We start from the raw sequence: 15,822 nt of genomic DNA on the forward strand, positions 1-15,822 counted from the left end.
TCGTCGCACCTGGGACGCACCCGCTCAACCCCGTCAATGTCTCCGGAGACCACTCATGGTCCATCCCCTCATGGCCTCGTCCCCGTTGCGCGCCTCGCGTCTGGTGCTGGTCCCCTGCCTGATCCTGGCCGGCCTGTCGGGGTGCAGCCACAAGCGTTCCGTGATGCGTCCGGTCTACGGGACCCCGGTGCAGGCCGCCTCCCCGGGCTGCACGACCCCGGGCTGCACGACGGGCGGCGCGGTGATCACCGCCCCCTCGGCCGCCGATGAGCCCTTCGCCTCGCCGGACACCACGATCTCCGCGCCGCCGGCCGCGTCGGCCAGCGATTACGACCCGGTGGTCCCGGCCCGGATCTCGCCCCCCGTCCCCGGCGACGCCGGAGAGCGCGAGCCCGGCCTCAATCTGAAGTACTCCGACCCCAAGGCGCCCACGTCCTCGTCGATCGACGACGGGCCCATGCCCGAGCTGACGCGTCCCAACGCGTCGCGTCCGACGCCCCGCCGCACCACCCGATCCGGGAATCGACTGTCGCCGGTCTCGCTCCGCGAGGCCGTCCGCCCTTTCGTCGACAACCCCGATGACCTGTTCCAGCCCCCCAAGGCCGACCGCCCCTGGCGTTACGTGGTCCTGCACCACAGCGCGGGGGCGACCGGCGGCTACGACCAGATCGATCGCGAGCATCGTAAAACGCTGGGCTGGAACGGCTGCGGCTACCACTTCGTGATCGGCAACGGGACCGACACGCCGGACGGGCAGATCGAGGTGGCCCAGCGCTGGGTCGACCAGAAGAACGGGGTCCACTGCCGGGACGGCAAGAATCCCGACGTCAATGAGTACGGGATCGGCATCTGCCTGGTGGGCAACTTCGACCAGGCGCCGCCCACCCCCAAGCAGATCGCCTCGGCCCGCTCCCTGATCGCCTACCTCGGGTCACGCTACCAGATCCCCGCCGACCACATCGACACGCACTCGGATCTCGCGGCGGGCCCGACCGCCTGCCCCGGCAAGTTCTTCCCGTCCCTGGCCTCGCTCTGAATCCGACCGATCTAACGCGACCGCATTACCATCAAAACTTACGTCTCGGATCCCTTCAAAGAGAACTCACCCGGACGGCCGAGATCGAGGCGGGCCCGACGCAGGGCCTCGTGATACAGAGCGATGACGCTCATCGAATCGGTGATGGTCCCGTCCTGGACCATCCCCCAGGCGATCGACCAGGCGACGCGGCGGACGTGGAGCCGCTCGGTCCCCTCGGGACTGCTCGCGCCGAGGCTCAGCCCGGTCGCGCGGAAGAGCAGGGCCTCCTCGTCGCTGACCGAGTTGGACAGGTGCGACCGGTTGATCAGTTCGAGGCGATCGGCGGTCAGCCCGGTCTCTTCGAGGAGTTCGCGGCGGGCCGTGGCCTCCGGGTCCTCCCCCTCGGGGCCCCCACCCTCGGGGATCTCCCAGGAGTAGGAGTCGAGGGGGTAGCGGTGCTGGCCGACGAGCCAGACCGACCCGTCGTCCTCGACCGGTAGGACGCCGATGGCCTTGTTCTTGAAGTGGACGACGCCATAGATGCCCGGCTGGCCGTCGGGCCGGACGACCTGGTCCTCGCGGACCAGGATCCAGGGATTGTCGTAGACGACGCGCCCGCCGACCGTGGTCCAGGGGTTGGCGGGGTCGTCGGCGGCCGGCCGGGCCTGGTCGTCGGACACGGGTCAGCCCTTGAGGACGGCCTGGAGGGTGGCGCCCATGTCGGCCGGGCTCTTGGCGACCCGGATCCCGGCGCCTTCCAGGGCGGCGATCTTGTCCTCGGCCTTGCCCGAGCCGCCCGAGATGATGGCGCCGGCGTGCCCCATCCGCTTGCCGGGGGGGGCGGTCTGGCCGGCGATGAAGGCGGCCATCGGCTTGGTGAACTGGCCCGACGCCTTGAGGGCGGCGGCCTGCTCCTCGGCGTTGCCTCCGATCTCGCCCATCATCAGCACGGCATCGGTGTCCGGGTCGGCCTCGAACATCCGGAGCGCGTCGACGAAGCTGGTGCCGTTGACCGGGTCGCCGCCGATCCCCACGCAGGTGCTCTGGCCGATCCCGAGGTTGGTGAGCTGCCAGACGCCCTCATAGGTCAGGGTGCCCGACCGGCTGACCACGCCCACGCGGCCCGGCTTGTGGATGTAGCCCGGCATGATGCCGATCTTGCACTGGCCGGGGGTGATCACGCCCGGGCAGTTCGGGCCGACCAGCCGGACGTCCGGGTGGTGGGCCTTCAGGTAGGCCACGGCGCGGGCCATGTCCAGGACCGGGATCCCTTCGGTGATCGCGACGATCAGCGAGATGCCGGCGTCGGCCGCCTCCAGGATCGAGTCGGCGGCGAACGGCGGGGGGACGAAGATCATCGTCGCGTTGGCGCCCGTGGCCTTGACCGCGTCGACGCAGGTGTCGAACACCGGGACGCCCAGGGTCGAACTCCCGCCCTTGCCGGGGGTCACCCCGCCGACGAGGTTGGTGCCGTAGTCGCGGCACTGCTCGGAGTGGAACGCCCCGGCCTTGCCGGTGATCCCCTGGCAGATCAGCCGCGTCGTCTTGTCGACCAAGATGCTCATGCGATGGATTCCGTGGGGCGGCGTCGGGCCGCCCGAAGCCAGGACACTGGGACTGGATCAATAAGAATGTGACTGTGCCCTACTGTGAGGGCGGCTCACTGGAACAATTCATCCACCGGGCAACGCCAACCGGGGACGGCGGGCTCGGCTTCGGCGACCTCTCCGGCCTGGTAGACATGGTCCGGGGTCAAACTCGGGTCTCGGTAGACGGCGACGGTCATCGCGATCGGGTCGACATCCCAGACCACCAGCGTGCCCGCCTCGAAATAATCGGCCCACTTGGCTTTCATGTCTCGCTCCGCGGCCGGCCCGTAGTCGTTCTCGCTCCGGACCTCGACGGCGAAGATCGGGATCCCTGGAATGAATCGCATGGGATTCGAGGGCACTGGCCCGGAGTAGAGCGAGGCATCGGGAGAAAACGACTGGCGACCGCCCATCAAGGGCGTAGCCAGGGCATACCCGACCCCGTCGCCGAATGCCACACCCAGGCCGTTCCGCTTGGCGTAGACGTGGAGGCTCATCGCGATCATCAGTGCAATTTGCGAGGGGAGGAATCCGCTGGACATGAGGTGGACGATCTCGCCGTCGATGAGTTCGGCCTTGCCGTCGACGCGCGAGAGATCGTCCAGCGTGGCCGGCGTCCGGGTGTGGGTTGCCATGTCCGGTCCTCCCCCTCGGCGGCGAAACGTCAGGCGGCGCCCTTGGTGGCGGCGACGACCTTCTTGGCGGCATCGGTCAGGCCGACCGCGGTGATGATCTTGCGGCCGCTCTCGTCGAGGAGCTTCTTGCCGAGTTCGACGTTGGTCCCTTCCAGTCGGACGACGAGGGGGACCTTGAAGTCGATCTCGTCATAGGCCGCCAGCAGGGCCGAGGCGATGGTGTCGCACTTCATGATCCCGCCGAAGATGTTGACCAGCACGCCCTTGACGTTGGGGGTGGCCAGCAGGATCCGGAAGGCTTCGAGCACCTGGTCCTTCTGGGCCCCGCCGCCGACGTCGAGGAAGTTGGCCGGCTCCCCGCCGTGGTACTTGATCAGGTCCATCGTGCTCATGGCCAGCCCGGCCCCGTTGACCAGGCAGGCGATGTCGCCGTCGAGGCTGACGTAGCTCAGGCCGCTCTTGCTGGCCCGCAGCTCGTTGGGATCTTCCTCGGCGACGTCGAGCAGGGCGGCGATGTCCTTGTGACGGAACAGGGCGTTGTCGTCGAAGTTGAGCTTGGCGTCCAGCGCCAGGACGTCCCCCTTGTCGGTGACGATCAGGGGGTTGATCTCGGCGAGCGAGGCGTCGCTGTCGAGGAAGAACCGGACGAACGCCTTGAGGAACGCCTCGCCCTTGCGGGCGCTTTCCCCCTTGAGGTCCAATGCCTGGCAGACCTTGCGGGCCTGGAAGCCGAGCAGGCCGGTGTTGACGTCGATCGGCTCGCGGTGGATCTTCTCGGGCGTCTCGTGGGCGACGATCTCGATGTCGACGCCCCCCTCGGTGGTCGCCATCAGGACCGGGCATTGCAGCTCTCGGTCGACGGCCAGCCCGAGGTAAAGCTCGCGGGCGATGTCGTGGCCGACCGTGACCAGGACCTTGGCGATGTTCTGACCCTCGGCGCCCGTCTGGTAGGTCACCAGGGTCTTGCCGAGCAGCTCGGAGGCGGCCTTCTTGGCCTCGTCGCGAGAGCGGACGAGTTGCACGCCCTTGGCCATGCCTTCCTTGCGGGGCTTCAGGCCGCTGGCGATCTCCAGCGCCTCGCCGCGGTCGTCGTCGGGGCCGATGGCGATCCCCTTGCCGCGGCCGCCGGCATGGACCTGGGCCTTGACGACGATCAGGCCGCCGCCGAGGGCGTCGTAGGCATCCGCCGCGTCCTCGGGCGTGGTGGCCACGATCCCGGCCGGGACGGCGACGCCGGCCGCCTTGAGGAGATCCTTCGCCTGATATTCGTGGACTTTCATGGCGGCTCGGGCCCTGGTTCGCGTGCGATGCGGGACGGCGACGATGCGGGTAACGGACGGGCCGGTTCTACCACAGCCCGACCGACGGTTCCAGACCCCGGAGGGTCCGTCTGATTCAGCGGAGCCGGCGCGACGGGGGCTCCGAGGCGACCTCGCGGGCGATCCGGGCGAGTTCCTCGTCGGTCGGGAAGGCGACGTCGCCGCGGGAAACCTCGCGGATCTCGTCGGAGGCGGCGAGTTCGCGGAACTCGGCCATCCAGAAGGCAGCCTCCATCGCCGACGGGGCGTCGGGGCGCTCGGGCGGGTCGGCGTCGGCGTGGGCCTGGCCGGGCCGGGCCGGCTTGCGATTCTTGCGGCTATCCATGAGCGTCCAGTAGTCGTCGGCCGTCATCACCTTCGCCTTGCGGCGGGTTGCCGCCCGCTGGACCCGATGGTCCGAGGAGACGACCGTCAGCGTCTTCGGGCTCGAATGGGCGGCCACCAGGGCCTCAATCCGCTCGTCGGCGCTCTCGGCGTCGACCGCGTACAGGATCGTCATCCCCTTGTGCCGCACCGAGGCCGGGCGGTCGGGGGGCGGCTGGGAAGCGTCGAAGACGATGGTGGTCAGGTGGGCTTCGATCGGGGTGATCGCGGCGGAAACGTCGTTGAGGAAGCGATTACGCACCTTGCGGAAGCCGTCGGGGCCGAACCTCTGCCCCATCAAACCGCCGGCGAACATCACGTTGTAGCCGTCGATGAGGGTTTTCATGCGAGGTGCCGGGTTCAAGGGTTCGTTCCGAAAGCGAGGCCGGGCCGCTCCTTACAGGATACGCTCCGGCACCGCGTTCGGCAAACCGATCGGGCCTCCCGGGAGGGGCTTCAGCCCGCCTTACCGGCCTCGCTGACGATCCCGCCCAGGGTGTGGCGGACCTCCCCGGCGACGATCGCGGTGTGGGCCCGGCCCCGGACCTCCCAGCCCCCGTACGGCGTGTTCTTGCTCTTGGACAGGAACTTCGACGGGTCGATGGTCCATCGGGTCGCCGGGTCGATGATCGTCACGTCGGCATCCGCGCCCGGCCTGAGCGTCCCCTTGGGGATGCCCAGCAGGGCGGCCGGCTCGACGGTCAGCTTGCGGATCACGTCGGGCCAGGTCAGGTGGCCGGGCTCGATCAGGGCCATGACGGTGATCGGGATCAGGGTCTCCAGACCCACGATCCCGAACGGGGCCTGGTCCAGCTCCCGCATCTTCTTCTCCTGGGCGTGGGGGGCGTGATCGGTGGCGAGCAGGTCGATCGTCCCGTCGCGGAGCCCCCCGATCAGCGCATCGACGTCGGCCCGGGACCGCAGCGGGGGGTTCATCTTGAAGTTGGAATCGAACGTCTCCAGCCGGTCGTCGGTCAGGGTGAAGTGGTGCGGGCAGGCCTCGGCCGTGACCCGGACGCCCCGCTTCTTCCCCTCGGCGACCAGTTCCACGGCGCGTTCGGTGGAGATGTGCTGGATGTGGAGCCGGCCCCCGGTGATCTCCGCCAGGCGGATGTCGCGGGCGACCATGATGTCCTCGGCCGCGGCGGGCATCCCGCCCAGCCCGAGCTTCATCGAGGTGAACCCCTCGTTCATCACGGCGCCGACGGTCAGCTCGGTGACCTGGCAGTGCTGCATGATGACCTTGTCGAACATCTTGGCGTACTGCAACGCCCGCCGCATCAGCGATGCCGACGACACCGGGGCGCCGTCGTCGGTGAACGCCACGGCGCCCCCCGCGACCAGCTGGCCCAGCTCCGCCAGTTCCTCGCCCTTGCGGCCCTTGCTCACCGCGCCGACCGGGTAGACGTTCGCCCGGCGGGCCCGCTGGGCCTGGAGGACCACGAACTCGGCCGCCCCCTGGCTGTCCAGGGCCGGGTTCGTGTTGGGCATGCACGCCACCGAGGTCAGGCCCCCCGCCAGGGCCGAGCCGGCCCCGGTGGCGATCGTCTCGTCCTCCTCGTTGCCCGGCTCGCGGAAGTGGACGTGGACGTCGATCAGCCCCGGGCTCACGATCATCCCGGCCGCGTCGATCACGAGGTCGGCCGTCTCGTCCGACCCGCCGATGGCCAGCACCCGGCCGCGCCCCAGCCAGACGTCGGCGACGAGGTCGAGGCCCTGGCTCGGGTCGATGACCCGACCGCCCTTGATTTGGATCGTCTGCATGAGAGGAGGGACTCGGTCGAGGGATGCGACGGGGCCGGGGACGGAACGGGCCCGGCCGGGGATGCCGCGGATCGTACCAATCCCGCGATGGGCCCCGCAACCTCGACGAGCACGCCCGGGCCACCGATCCGGGGGAGATCGGGTCGGGGCGAAACGTCCGGTCACGGCACGGAGCGTCTACTGAACGACACGCAAATCAGCCGACGCACGGACGACGAACTGGCCAGTTATTTACGCTTGGCCTTGGCGGCCTCCTGCTGCTCCTTGGCGTACTCCTCGGCGGCCCGGGCGGATTCGTCGCGGGCTTTCTGGAGTTCGGTGGAGGCCTGGGCGCCGGTCTCGGGCTTGCCGCCGCAGCCTCCGGACAGGAGCGGGAGGCCGAGGGCCGAGCCGACGAGGTAGGCGGCCAGCGGCGTGGCACGCGGGAACAACCGGGAGAGGGGATGGCGTCTCATGGCGATCGATCTGGCTCCGATGGCTCGATGGTAAGAGAAGGTCCGGGGGAGGTCCCCCCACGCCGCCCCACCGGGGAGGGCGCGGGGCGTGGCCCGGTTCAGAAGGCGTCGCTGCTCACGACCTCGCCGCCGGCGCGGGTGCCCAGCTTCCACCAGGTCATCCGGTCGATCGTGTTCTTGATGAAGCGGACGCTGCCGTCGGCGAACAGGGTGTTGACGCCGCCGGGGTGCTGGCTGGTGGCGGGCAGGGTGAAGCCGCTATCCAGCCCGCAGTCGTCGCGGCAGCCGAACCGGCAGCCGTTGCCCTTGTAGATCGAATCGTTCGGGGTCTGGAATTCGTTGAACAGGGTCAGGCCGGCGGCCCCGTTCGACCACGACTCCCCGCGTCGGGCGCTGATCTTGAGCGACGTGGGCGTGAAGTTGGAGGAGCAGGCCTGGAGATCTTTGAGGATGTTGGCCGAGTTGGCGAACCCGTTATCCCGCTCCGCCTGGGTCGACACCTGCCCCGAGATGTTCATCACGTTGTTGCCGGCGTAGGTGTTGGTGAGCGTCTTGCCGCCGGGGGTGTTGCCCACCAGGGCCTCGGCGAAGGCGATGGTATTGGAGGTCCCGTCGGTGCATCCGGCGATGCCATAGGCGACGAAGAAGCCGAACAGGCCGGTCGTCGCCTTGCCCGTGGCGGCGGAGACCCCATCGCCCGACGTCACGCCCAGGCTGGCGTGGTAGTTGTTCAGGCCGCAGCGGGGGGAGTTCGGGTCGCTGGGGCAGAGGAAGGTGTTGATGACGGTGTTGGTGACGGTCGTGTTGGTCACGCCATAGGTGTAGTTGTCGGGCGCGAAGTGGAAGTTGATCGCATTGTAGAGGGGCAGCTGCTCCATGTTGCCGAGCAACAATCCGTGGGCGCTCCACACCTTCCACGAGTTGACGACGGCGGGGGCGGCCGAGACGTTCTTGGAGGCGCCGAGCGGGAAGCTATCGTGGGTGCTGTGGTAGTTGTGGAGGGCCAGTCCCATCTGCTTGAGGTTGTTGGTGCACTGGGACCGGCGGGCGGCCTCGCGCGCCGCCTGCACGGCCGGCAGCAGCAGCGCAATCAGCACGGCGATGATGGCGATGACGACCAATAGCTCGATGAGCGTGAATCCAGGACGACGGCGATGAGGCATGGGGGGACTCCGGTCGATGGGGGGAGGATCGCGGCGTGCCGGGCCCGAGGGACGCCCCGGCCACGCGACGACTCGGTCGGTAAGATCATCGGATGATGGACGGAGCCGTCGGCAGGGGCCCCGCACCCTCGCGGCGCGGGACGGCATGACGGATCCACCGAGATCCTACAAGTGGATCGGTGCCGCCTCAAGGAAATTTCGGCCTTTTCTTGCCGGGTTCAGCCCTCGGGCGACGCGGGTTTCCCGCTCACCAGATAGAGCACCGCCATGCGGACCGCCAGGCCGTTGGTCACCTGGTCCAGGATCGCGGACTGTGGCCCGTCGGCCACCTCGGGGGTCAGCTCGACCCCCCGATTGATCGGGCCCGGGGCCAGGACGAGCAGGTCCGGCCGGGCGCGTTCGAGACGCTCCCGGGTCAGGCCGTAGAAGTGGGAATATTCGCTGAGCGACGGGAAGAGCCCGCGCTCCTGGCGCTCGCGCTGGATGCGGAGGGCATTGACGACGTCGCAGCGGTGCAGGACGTCGTCGAGGTGGTGGGCGATCTCGCAGCCGAGCATCTCGAACCCGCGGGGGACCAGTGTCGGGGGGCCGCAGAGGATGACGTGGGCGCCGAGCTTCAGCAGCCCCCAGATGTTGGAGCGGGCCACGCGGGAATGGCCGATGTCGCCGATGAGCCCGACGGTCAGCCCGGCGAGCTTGCCCTTGGCCCGGCGGATCGTCATCAGGTCCAGCAGGGCCTGGGTCGGATGCTCGTGGGCGCCGTCGCCCGCGTTGACGATCGAGGACTTGACGTGCTGGGAGAGCAGGTGCGGGGCGCCCGGGGTGGGATGGCGGACGATCAGGACGTCGGAGCCCATCGCCTCCAGGTTCTTGGCCGTGTCGATGAACGTCTCCCCCTTGGCCAGGCTGGAGACGGCGGCGGAGAAGTCCTGGACGTCGGCCGAGAGCCGCTTGGCCGACAGGCTGAAGCTGGTCCGGGTCCGGGTCGAATTCTCGAAGAACAGGTTGAAGACCACCTTGCCCTGGAGGGCCGGGACCTTCTTTCGGCTCCGGCGCGACACCTCGGAGAACGAGTCGGCGGTGTCGAGGATCGCGGTGATCTCGCCGGCCGACAGGTCTTCCAGGCCGAGGAGGTGCTTGCGGTTCCAGGCGATCGGCGAGGCCGGGGCGTTCATCGAAGGGACTCGGGGTTCGGGTGGGGCGTCTCGCGAGAGACCCGGATCACTTCATCCACGGGATCGACCGGGCGGACGCGGACCTTCACGGTCTCCGATCGCCGCGTCTCCAGGGCCAGACCGGCCAGGTCGGCGCGGATCGGCAGCTCGTGGTGGCCCCGGTTGACCAGGACGGCCAGCCGGACCCGCGCCGGGCGGCCGAGGTCGCAGATGGCGTTCAACGCCGCGCGGACGGTGCGGCCGGTGTAGAGCACGTCGTCGACCAGGACGATCTCCGTTTCATCCACGGCGAACGGGATCTCGGTGCCGAGCAGGACCGGCCAGCGGGCGAACTCGCTGAGGTCGTCGCGATACAGGGTGATGTCCACCGCCCCCACCGGCACGGGCTCGCCCAGGATCGCGGCCAGCTTGGCGGCCAGGCGTTCGGCGATCGGGACGCCCCGGGTGCGGATCCCGATCAGGCGGAGCGGGGCCCCGGCGTCGCGGCCATCGGCGATCCGCCGCGCCAGGTCGTCGAGCGTGTCCTCGAACCCGGCGGCATCGCGGACCAGGACTTCGGTCGGCCCCATCAACCATCCCCCTCGCATCAGATCCGGGCTGCGGCACGCCGTGGCGGATCGTACCAGCCCCGGCACCCGCCCCGCAACCACCCCCCGTCCCCCGACCCCGCCGCGAAATCCCGGGGGAGGAGGCCCTCCGAGCAGGGCGCTTTGATCCGACCGACGGGCCGATCTCATCACTCATCGATCCGGCCCCGTCGAGGGCCCATCGTCGGTCCCGGCCTCGCGACGGAGTCGTCAAATCACCACGGAATCGCTGTCAAAAATTTAGACATTGCTCCGAGGGGGCCGATCTCCTATGAAAGAAGATCTCGATCCCTCTCATAAAACATCGTTCCGATCCTTTCGCGGCCCCGGTCCGACGCGACCGGGCGCGTGCGCCTTCTTCTCGCGAGGAGCGTGGCGTCGATGGCCATCCCGAGGCGATTCGTGCTGATTGCGGGCGTAATGGCCCTGTCCTCGCCGCTCGTCGGTTGCGGCCCGAACGGGGACAACGAGGCCGTCTTCGCGGGCGGGGGCGGCAAGCCCGACCCCAACGTCCCGAGCACGTCGGAAGAGTATGACAAGAAGTTCCAGGTCGAGGGGCCGCCGCCGGCCAGGAAAGCGAAATGAGCCCGTCCCGCATCCTCCTTCATTCCTTCAATTCGAGCGAGGTCCCATGATGGTGCCCAGGTCGCGTCGCGGTTTCACGCTCATCGAATTATTGGTCGTCATCGCCATCATCGCCGTGCTGATCGCGCTGCTGCTGCCGGCCGTGCAGGCGGCGCGCGAGGCCGCCCGCCGGGCCCAGTGCACCAACAACCTGAAGCAGTTGGGGCTGGCGATCCACGGCTATCACGACGTGAACGGTCGCCTGCCGGCGGCGGGCGCGTACAGCACCACGACTTACAAGGTCAACCAGAACTTCGCCATGGCCTGCCGGATCCTCCCGTTCATCGAGCAGCAGGCCCTCTACAACACGATCAACTTCCTGTACGGCGTGCCGACCAGCGACACGGCCGGGGGCAACGACCCCGGCTTCACCAACACGACGCTGGTCCACATCAAGGTCGCGGCCCTGAACTGCCCGTCCGACGGCAACGAGCCCGATGGCAATTATGCGTCCTCCAACTACGTCAACAATCACGGGACCAACCCGGCCAACACCGATTACGCCCCGAACGGGGCGACCTACTGGATCATCGTCCCCGGCGTCAGCATGAAGACCTGTTCGGGCGGGACGGCCAGCAGCCCCTTCGGCGGCCCCATCGGCTTCGCGGACGTGACCGACGGGCTGAGCAACTCGGCCATGTTCAGCGAGATGGTCAAGGGACGAGGCGGCGCGAACGGGACTGGCGGGGATGGCCTCCATCAGATTTACATCGGGGGCACCAAATCCGCGTGCACCTTCGTCGGCCAGCCCGACGCCGACTTCAAGCTCAATCAGGACTGCATCCAGAACGCCAAGACCTGGCATTACGCGAGCAAGGGGAAGCAGTGGGCCAGGACCCCGATCTGCCTGGGCGGGGGCGGCTACACCCATTCCATGCAACCCAACGGAAAAACCTGCGTGTATGAGGGCGTCTCCGACCAGACGCTCAACCTGGCGGCGGCCAGTTCCTACCACCCCGGCGGGGTGACGGTCGCCATGCTCGACGGCTCGGTCCGGTTCATCAAGAGCACGGTCAACTTCAACACCTGGCTGGCCATCGGCACCCGCGCCGGGGGCGAGATCATCTCCGCCGACGCCCTCTGACCGCGACGGCATCGGGACGCCATCCATGCCGCCGCCGGACGGAACCAAACCGATCGATGGCGATGGATGGCAGTCACGCGTCCGATTTCCGCTCGTAGGTTCCGCGGCGTTCCGAGACCGGCGGCCGACCCCTGGAGTGGCACCGATGCGCGTCTTCAAGATCTACCATCCGCTGCAGATCAATCGGGAGATCCACGTCACCAAGTATGTCCGGACGGCGGCGGGGCTGAACATCAAGATCGAGCACAACGTCCCCAGCGCGGGGGTCGATCTCCAGTGGATCCAGACGGTCACCAGCAACCACGGCAACTCGGTCATCTGCAATCTGGCGACCCGCGTGGACCCGTTCGGCGCGGGCGGTGGCTCGGTGAACTCCGTCTCCCTGCCGAACATGCCCGGCCTCTGCAAGGCGGATGACCTCCTGCCGTTCTACTGGACGGGAGCGGACCTCGCCGGCGGGGCGGGGCCGGGGCTGTCCGATGCCCCGCAGGTCCCTGCGCCGGCCACGGGCCGGACCTGGGTCCAGTTCGTCACCGGGCTCACCCAGGTCATCGGCACGTCGATCACCCACCTCGTCCTGATCGCCTGGGGCTATGACCGGATGGCCGACGGCAGCGTCCGGGCCGCGGCCGTCCGCCGGGCCTCGGACGCCGACGTCCGCAGTCACCTCAAGGCATTGAGGCTCATGTACCCGTCCTACACCTACTCCTGAGCGGGGGGCGGGGTCCGGGTGGTCGCGTGGGGCGGCCGGTCGGATTAGAGTGGTGGCTTCCTCGGCCCGACCATTCGACCCGATCCGCCTCGTCCCGGGAGCAACCGCCCGATGCGTTCCATCTCGCCCCGATCCGGCCTCCTTTTCCTGACGGCGGGCCTCGGGCTCGCCGCCGCGCTCTCCGCCGACGAGCCCCGACCGGCCTCGACGCCCGCCCCCGCCCGGTGGCGGCAGCACGACATCTCCCGCCCCCGGCCGCCCGTGGTCGAGCCGACCGGGGAGGGCCCGATCGCCAAACCCCCGGCGGATGCCGTGATCCTGTTCGACGGGACGAGCCTCGACGCCTGGAAGGGGCGGGACGGCAAGCCCTCGCGCTGGAAGGTGGCCGACGGGGCGATGGAGACGGTCCCCGGCGCGGGGATGGTCGAGACCAAGGGGCAGTTCGGCGACATCCAGCTCCACATCGAATGGGCGGCGCCGAAGGAACCCAACGGCAAGGGGCAGGATCGCGGCAATAGCGGGCTGTTCCTGATGGGCCAGTTCGAGGTCCAGATCCTCGACTCGTTCCAGGCCGACACCTACGCCGATGGGCAGGCGGGGGCCATCTACGGCCAGTATCCCCCCCTGGCCAACGCCTCGCGCCCGCCCGGCGAGTGGCAGGCCTACGACATCGCCTTCCGCCGCCCCCGGTTCGACGGCTCGGGCCGCCTCCTCGAACCGGCCCGGATCACCGTCCTGCACAACGGCATCCTCGTGCAGAACAACGAGGAGCCGTTCGGGCCGACCTCGTGGCTGAAGTGGCTCCCCTACGAGAACAAGGGGGACCGCGGCCCGATCGCGCTCCAGGACCACGACCACCCGGTCCGGTTCCGCAATATCTGGCTCCGCGAACTGCCCGAGCGCGCGGCACCGGCGACCCGGAACCTCCTGCTCCCGGCGGTGGCCTCCCTCCCGGCCGAGGATCTGGATCGCATCGCGGGCGACTACCGGATGGGCGGCTCGAAGGTGGCGATCCGTCGCGACGGGAACCACCTGACCATCGCCTTCCCCTTCCTCCCCCGGGCGTTGGAGCTGATGCCCAGCTCCGCGACGGAGTTCTTCCTCCCGTTCACCGACGGGGAGTTCACCTTCCGCAAGGACGGGGCGGGCAAGGTCACCGGGGCCCACTTCCGGATTGGCGATGGTGAGCGCGAGCTGAAGCGGATCGAACCCTGAGCCCGGGGCCCGGGCCGGCTTCCCCGTCGGCCCGGAAACGCTTACGATAGGGGCGAGGGACGAGCGTTTCGACGGTCCGATGGAGGTTGCCCCCGCGATGCAGATCATCCTGGCGAATCCCCGAGGCTTCTGCGCGGGGGTGAACATGGCCATCGAAAGCCTGGAACGCTCGCTCGAATTCTTCGGTGCCCCGCTCTACGTCTACCACGAGATCGTCCACAACAAGTACGTCGTCGAGCGGTTCCGCGACCGCGGCGTGGTCTTCGTCGAGTCGCTGTCCGAGGTCCCCCCGGGGGCCCCTCTGCTCTACAGCGCCCACGGGGTGTCCCCCCAGATCCGCGAGGAATCGCGCCAGAGGCAACTCCGGGCCATCGACGCCACCTGCCCGCTGGTGACCAAGGTCCACCTCGAAGCGGTCAAGTACGCGCGCGAAGGGTACACGATCATCCTGATCGGCCACGAAGGGCACGACGAGGTGATCGGCACGATGGGCGAGGCCCCCGAGCGGATGATCCTGGTGGAGACCGCCGAGGATGTCCGGAACCTCGAACTCCCGGCCGACGCCAAGGTGGCCTACCTCACCCAGACCACGCTGAGCGTGGACGACGCCAACGTGGTGATCGCCGCCCTTCGGGAGAAGTTCCCCCAGATCAACAACCCGCCCAAGGATGACATCTGCTACGCCACCCAGAACCGGCAGGAGGCCGTCCGCGAGCTGGCCGGCCGGGCCGACGTGGTGCTGGTCCTGGGCAGCCAGAACAGCTCGAATAGCAAGAGGCTGGCCGAGATCGCCGGGTCGTTCGGCCCCCATTCCCACCTGATCGACGGCGTGGCCGACCTCCGCGACTCCTGGTTCGACGGCGCCGAGACCGTTCTGATCACGGCCGGCGCCAGCGCCCCGGAAGACGTGGTGCAGGAGTGCATCTCCTACCTCCGCGACCGCTTCAACGCCGAGATCCGCGAGGAGACGGTCCGCACCGAGAACGTCCACTTCCCGCTGCCCAAGTCGTTGCGGGAACTGCTCCCGGCGACGACCCAGGCCTGAGCCCCCCGCGACGGTCAGGGGCGATTCCGATGGAACTCGTCCCAGGCCGACTCGGAGGGGTGGTCGAACTTGCCGAGCGACCGATCCTCGCGGATCATGTTCCGCAGGGCCACGGTGCAGGCGTAGGCGGCCAGCAGGGTCAGGGCCGTGATCTGGACGAGGTTGATCGTGTAAAGCACGGTCTCCCCGAGCATCATGAGTTGTAGCTCGGGCTGCCGGAACATCGGCCGCATCCGCAGCGGCCAGAACGGGACGGTCCACCGGGTGCAGAAGAAGATGACGGCCAGCCAGAGGGTCGCCCCCACGCTCGCCAGCGCCCGGGCTCCCCGGGCGATGTCCAGGGCCTGCGGCGAGCCCAGGTGATCGGCCACGTCGGCTGCGAGGCTGGCGATCAGCGAGAGTTCCGCCCATCCCAGGGCGTGCCCCAGGCAGTGCCGGAACCACTCGTGGTCGATTCCCTGTTCGGAGAGGCCCAGGACGACCGCGAATTCGAGCGACCAGAGGATCAGGTCCACGAAGCCCATCAGGACCAGCAGCCCGGCCCGGCGTTGCCAGCTCGCATCGCGCCAGCGCCCCCAGAGCAGGCAGGTCCCGACGAACGAGCACCAGACGACGAGGCTCGCCTCGGCGAACTTCCACGACTCGGGGAACACCCCGCCGGGCATCCCGCGGAACATCGCCAGGACGCCACCGACGGTCCCCACGCTGGCCAGCACGAGGGCGAATCCCAGCAGGGCGAAGGCTAGCAAGCAGAAGCGGATCCGTCGCCGGTCCCGGGTCCTTTCGTCGATCGGGTCGGTCCACCCGCCCGCGCCGGGGCCGAGATCGAGGCTGTCGGTCGGCGGGGACCAGGCGAAGGCATCCTGGGGCGGTCGCGGGGAGGAGTCCATGATTCGTCCGGAGGGCCGAGGATCGTCCCGATGATTCGGAGTGGGCATCACCGATGCGCCATTATAGTCGACCGAGCCACTCCCACCAGGGAGCGCGATCGGGCATCGCCCGAAGTCCCGGCGGCGGATATGATCGAGCCGATGGGCATCGGGGCCTCGACCCGGTTCGGAGGGCGAGACATCT

The 15,822-nt window shown here is 68.9% G+C and carries 17 protein-coding genes; 6 read left to right on the plus strand and 11 right to left on the minus strand.

The genetic code is table 11. From position 1 onward, the window contains the following. Window positions 1-55: 55 nt before the first annotated feature. Entirely contained in the window at window positions 56-1,036 is a 981-nt protein-coding gene (locus TA3x_RS15940) for an N-acetylmuramoyl-L-alanine amidase (protein WP_435015644.1), read from the plus strand. A 38-nt stretch (window positions 1,037-1,074) separates the two neighbouring features. Here the strand turns inward: TA3x_RS15940 and TA3x_RS15945 are convergent, their stop codons facing one another. The 10 genes from TA3x_RS15945 to pyrR form a co-directional block, all read right to left on the minus strand. Then, the gene (locus TA3x_RS15945; protein WP_435015645.1) at window positions 1,075-1,698 is read right to left on the minus strand and encodes an NUDIX domain-containing protein; all 624 of its coding nucleotides are present in this window, start codon (window positions 1,696-1,698) and stop codon (window positions 1,075-1,077) included. 3 nt (window positions 1,699-1,701) lie between these two features. Next, complete coding sequence (gene sucD, locus TA3x_RS15950; protein ID WP_435015646.1) at window positions 1,702-2,583, minus strand: succinate--CoA ligase subunit alpha; 882 nt, start codon at window positions 2,581-2,583, stop codon at window positions 1,702-1,704. 95 nt (window positions 2,584-2,678) lie between these two features. Continuing rightward, complete coding sequence (locus TA3x_RS15955) at window positions 2,679-3,242, minus strand: Uma2 family endonuclease (RefSeq protein ID WP_435015647.1); 564 nt, start codon at window positions 3,240-3,242, stop codon at window positions 2,679-2,681. Window positions 3,243-3,271: 29 nt separating this feature from the next. Beyond that, window positions 3,272-4,522: an ADP-forming succinate--CoA ligase subunit beta gene (gene sucC, locus TA3x_RS15960; RefSeq protein ID WP_435015648.1), complete on the minus strand. Its 1,251-nt coding sequence runs from the start codon at window positions 4,520-4,522 to the stop codon at window positions 3,272-3,274. 115 nt (window positions 4,523-4,637) lie between these two features. Next, window positions 4,638-5,270 (minus strand): NYN domain-containing protein, encoded by a 633-nt coding sequence (locus TA3x_RS15965; RefSeq protein ID WP_435015649.1) that lies wholly within the window; start codon window positions 5,268-5,270, stop codon window positions 4,638-4,640. Between the two features lie 110 nt (window positions 5,271-5,380). Next, window positions 5,381-6,688, minus strand: coding sequence for a dihydroorotase (locus tag TA3x_RS15970; RefSeq protein WP_435015650.1), 1,308 nt, complete (start codon window positions 6,686-6,688; stop codon window positions 5,381-5,383). Window positions 6,689-6,915: 227 nt separating this feature from the next. Then, a complete protein-coding gene (locus TA3x_RS15975; protein ID WP_435015651.1) occupies window positions 6,916-7,143 on the minus strand; it encodes a hypothetical protein in 228 nt (75 codons plus the stop codon). Window positions 7,144-7,241: 98 nt separating this feature from the next. Continuing rightward, window positions 7,242-8,306, minus strand: a complete 1,065-nt coding sequence (locus TA3x_RS15980) for a DUF1559 domain-containing protein (RefSeq protein WP_435015652.1) — start codon at window positions 8,304-8,306, stop codon at window positions 7,242-7,244. Between the two features lie 218 nt (window positions 8,307-8,524). Next, on the minus strand, window positions 8,525-9,481 hold the full coding sequence (locus tag TA3x_RS15985; protein WP_435015653.1) for an aspartate carbamoyltransferase catalytic subunit: 957 nt from the start codon (window positions 9,479-9,481) through the stop codon (window positions 8,525-8,527). Next, on the minus strand, window positions 9,478-10,050 hold the full coding sequence (gene pyrR / locus TA3x_RS15990) for a bifunctional pyr operon transcriptional regulator/uracil phosphoribosyltransferase PyrR (RefSeq protein WP_435015654.1): 573 nt from the start codon (window positions 10,048-10,050) through the stop codon (window positions 9,478-9,480). The genes TA3x_RS15985 and pyrR overlap by 4 nt, the downstream gene beginning before the upstream one ends. A gap of 399 nt (window positions 10,051-10,449) precedes the next feature. Here pyrR and TA3x_RS15995 point away from each other — a divergent pair, with 399 nt between their 5' ends. From TA3x_RS15995 to ispH, 5 genes are all read left to right on the plus strand, one after another. Then, window positions 10,450-10,653, plus strand: a complete 204-nt coding sequence (locus TA3x_RS15995) for a hypothetical protein (RefSeq protein ID WP_435015655.1) — start codon at window positions 10,450-10,452, stop codon at window positions 10,651-10,653. A 46-nt stretch (window positions 10,654-10,699) separates the two neighbouring features. Continuing rightward, window positions 10,700-11,776 (plus strand): DUF1559 domain-containing protein, encoded by a 1,077-nt coding sequence (locus TA3x_RS16000; protein WP_435015656.1) that lies wholly within the window; start codon window positions 10,700-10,702, stop codon window positions 11,774-11,776. 145 nt (window positions 11,777-11,921) lie between these two features. Then, window positions 11,922-12,488, plus strand: a complete 567-nt coding sequence (locus TA3x_RS16005; RefSeq protein ID WP_435015657.1) for a hypothetical protein — start codon at window positions 11,922-11,924, stop codon at window positions 12,486-12,488. A 111-nt stretch (window positions 12,489-12,599) separates the two neighbouring features. Next, window positions 12,600-13,703, plus strand: coding sequence for a family 16 glycoside hydrolase (locus TA3x_RS16010; RefSeq protein ID WP_435015658.1), 1,104 nt, complete (start codon window positions 12,600-12,602; stop codon window positions 13,701-13,703). A gap of 97 nt (window positions 13,704-13,800) precedes the next feature. Further along, the gene (gene ispH / locus TA3x_RS16015) at window positions 13,801-14,748 is read left to right on the plus strand and encodes a 4-hydroxy-3-methylbut-2-enyl diphosphate reductase (RefSeq protein ID WP_435015659.1); all 948 of its coding nucleotides are present in this window, start codon (window positions 13,801-13,803) and stop codon (window positions 14,746-14,748) included. A gap of 14 nt (window positions 14,749-14,762) precedes the next feature. On the opposite strand, the gene TA3x_RS16020 is transcribed toward ispH, so the two are convergent. Beyond that, on the minus strand, window positions 14,763-15,638 hold the full coding sequence (locus TA3x_RS16020; RefSeq protein WP_435015660.1) for a hypothetical protein: 876 nt from the start codon (window positions 15,636-15,638) through the stop codon (window positions 14,763-14,765). Between the last annotated feature and the right edge of the window lie 184 nt (window positions 15,639-15,822).

Source organism: Tundrisphaera macrotermitis, from assembly GCF_051175315.1.
Taxonomy (GTDB): Bacteria; Planctomycetota; Planctomycetia; order Isosphaerales; family Isosphaeraceae; genus Tundrisphaera.

Bases quoted from the DNA above. Each gene is read 5' to 3' on its own strand.
- TA3x_RS15955 (WP_435015647.1), bottom strand. From the start codon at position 3,242: ATGGCAACCCACACCCGGACGCCGGCCACGCTGGACGATCTCTCGCGC.
- sucC (WP_435015648.1), bottom strand. From the start codon at position 4,522: ATGAAAGTCCACGAATATCAGGCGAAGGATCTCCTCAAGGCGGCCGGC.
- pyrR (WP_435015654.1), bottom strand. From the start codon at position 10,050: ATGGGGCCGACCGAAGTCCTGGTCCGCGATGCCGCCGGGTTCGAGGAC.
- TA3x_RS15940 (WP_435015644.1), top strand. From the start codon at position 56: ATGGTCCATCCCCTCATGGCCTCGTCCCCGTTGCGCGCCTCGCGTCTG.
- sucD (WP_435015646.1), bottom strand. From the start codon at position 2,583: ATGAGCATCTTGGTCGACAAGACGACGCGGCTGATCTGCCAGGGGATC.
- TA3x_RS16010 (WP_435015658.1), top strand. From the start codon at position 12,600: ATGCGTTCCATCTCGCCCCGATCCGGCCTCCTTTTCCTGACGGCGGGC.
- TA3x_RS15980 (WP_435015652.1), bottom strand. From the start codon at position 8,306: ATGCCTCATCGCCGTCGTCCTGGATTCACGCTCATCGAGCTATTGGTC.
- TA3x_RS16000 (WP_435015656.1), top strand. From the start codon at position 10,700: ATGATGGTGCCCAGGTCGCGTCGCGGTTTCACGCTCATCGAATTATTG.
- ispH (WP_435015659.1), top strand. From the start codon at position 13,801: ATGCAGATCATCCTGGCGAATCCCCGAGGCTTCTGCGCGGGGGTGAAC.
- TA3x_RS15975 (WP_435015651.1), bottom strand. From the start codon at position 7,143: ATGAGACGCCATCCCCTCTCCCGGTTGTTCCCGCGTGCCACGCCGCTG.
- TA3x_RS16005 (WP_435015657.1), top strand. From the start codon at position 11,922: ATGCGCGTCTTCAAGATCTACCATCCGCTGCAGATCAATCGGGAGATC.
- TA3x_RS15995 (WP_435015655.1), top strand. From the start codon at position 10,450: ATGGCCATCCCGAGGCGATTCGTGCTGATTGCGGGCGTAATGGCCCTG.
- TA3x_RS16020 (WP_435015660.1), bottom strand. From the start codon at position 15,638: ATGGACTCCTCCCCGCGACCGCCCCAGGATGCCTTCGCCTGGTCCCCG.
- TA3x_RS15965 (WP_435015649.1), bottom strand. From the start codon at position 5,270: ATGAAAACCCTCATCGACGGCTACAACGTGATGTTCGCCGGCGGTTTG.
- TA3x_RS15970 (WP_435015650.1), bottom strand. From the start codon at position 6,688: ATGCAGACGATCCAAATCAAGGGCGGTCGGGTCATCGACCCGAGCCAG.
- TA3x_RS15985 (WP_435015653.1), bottom strand. From the start codon at position 9,481: ATGAACGCCCCGGCCTCGCCGATCGCCTGGAACCGCAAGCACCTCCTC.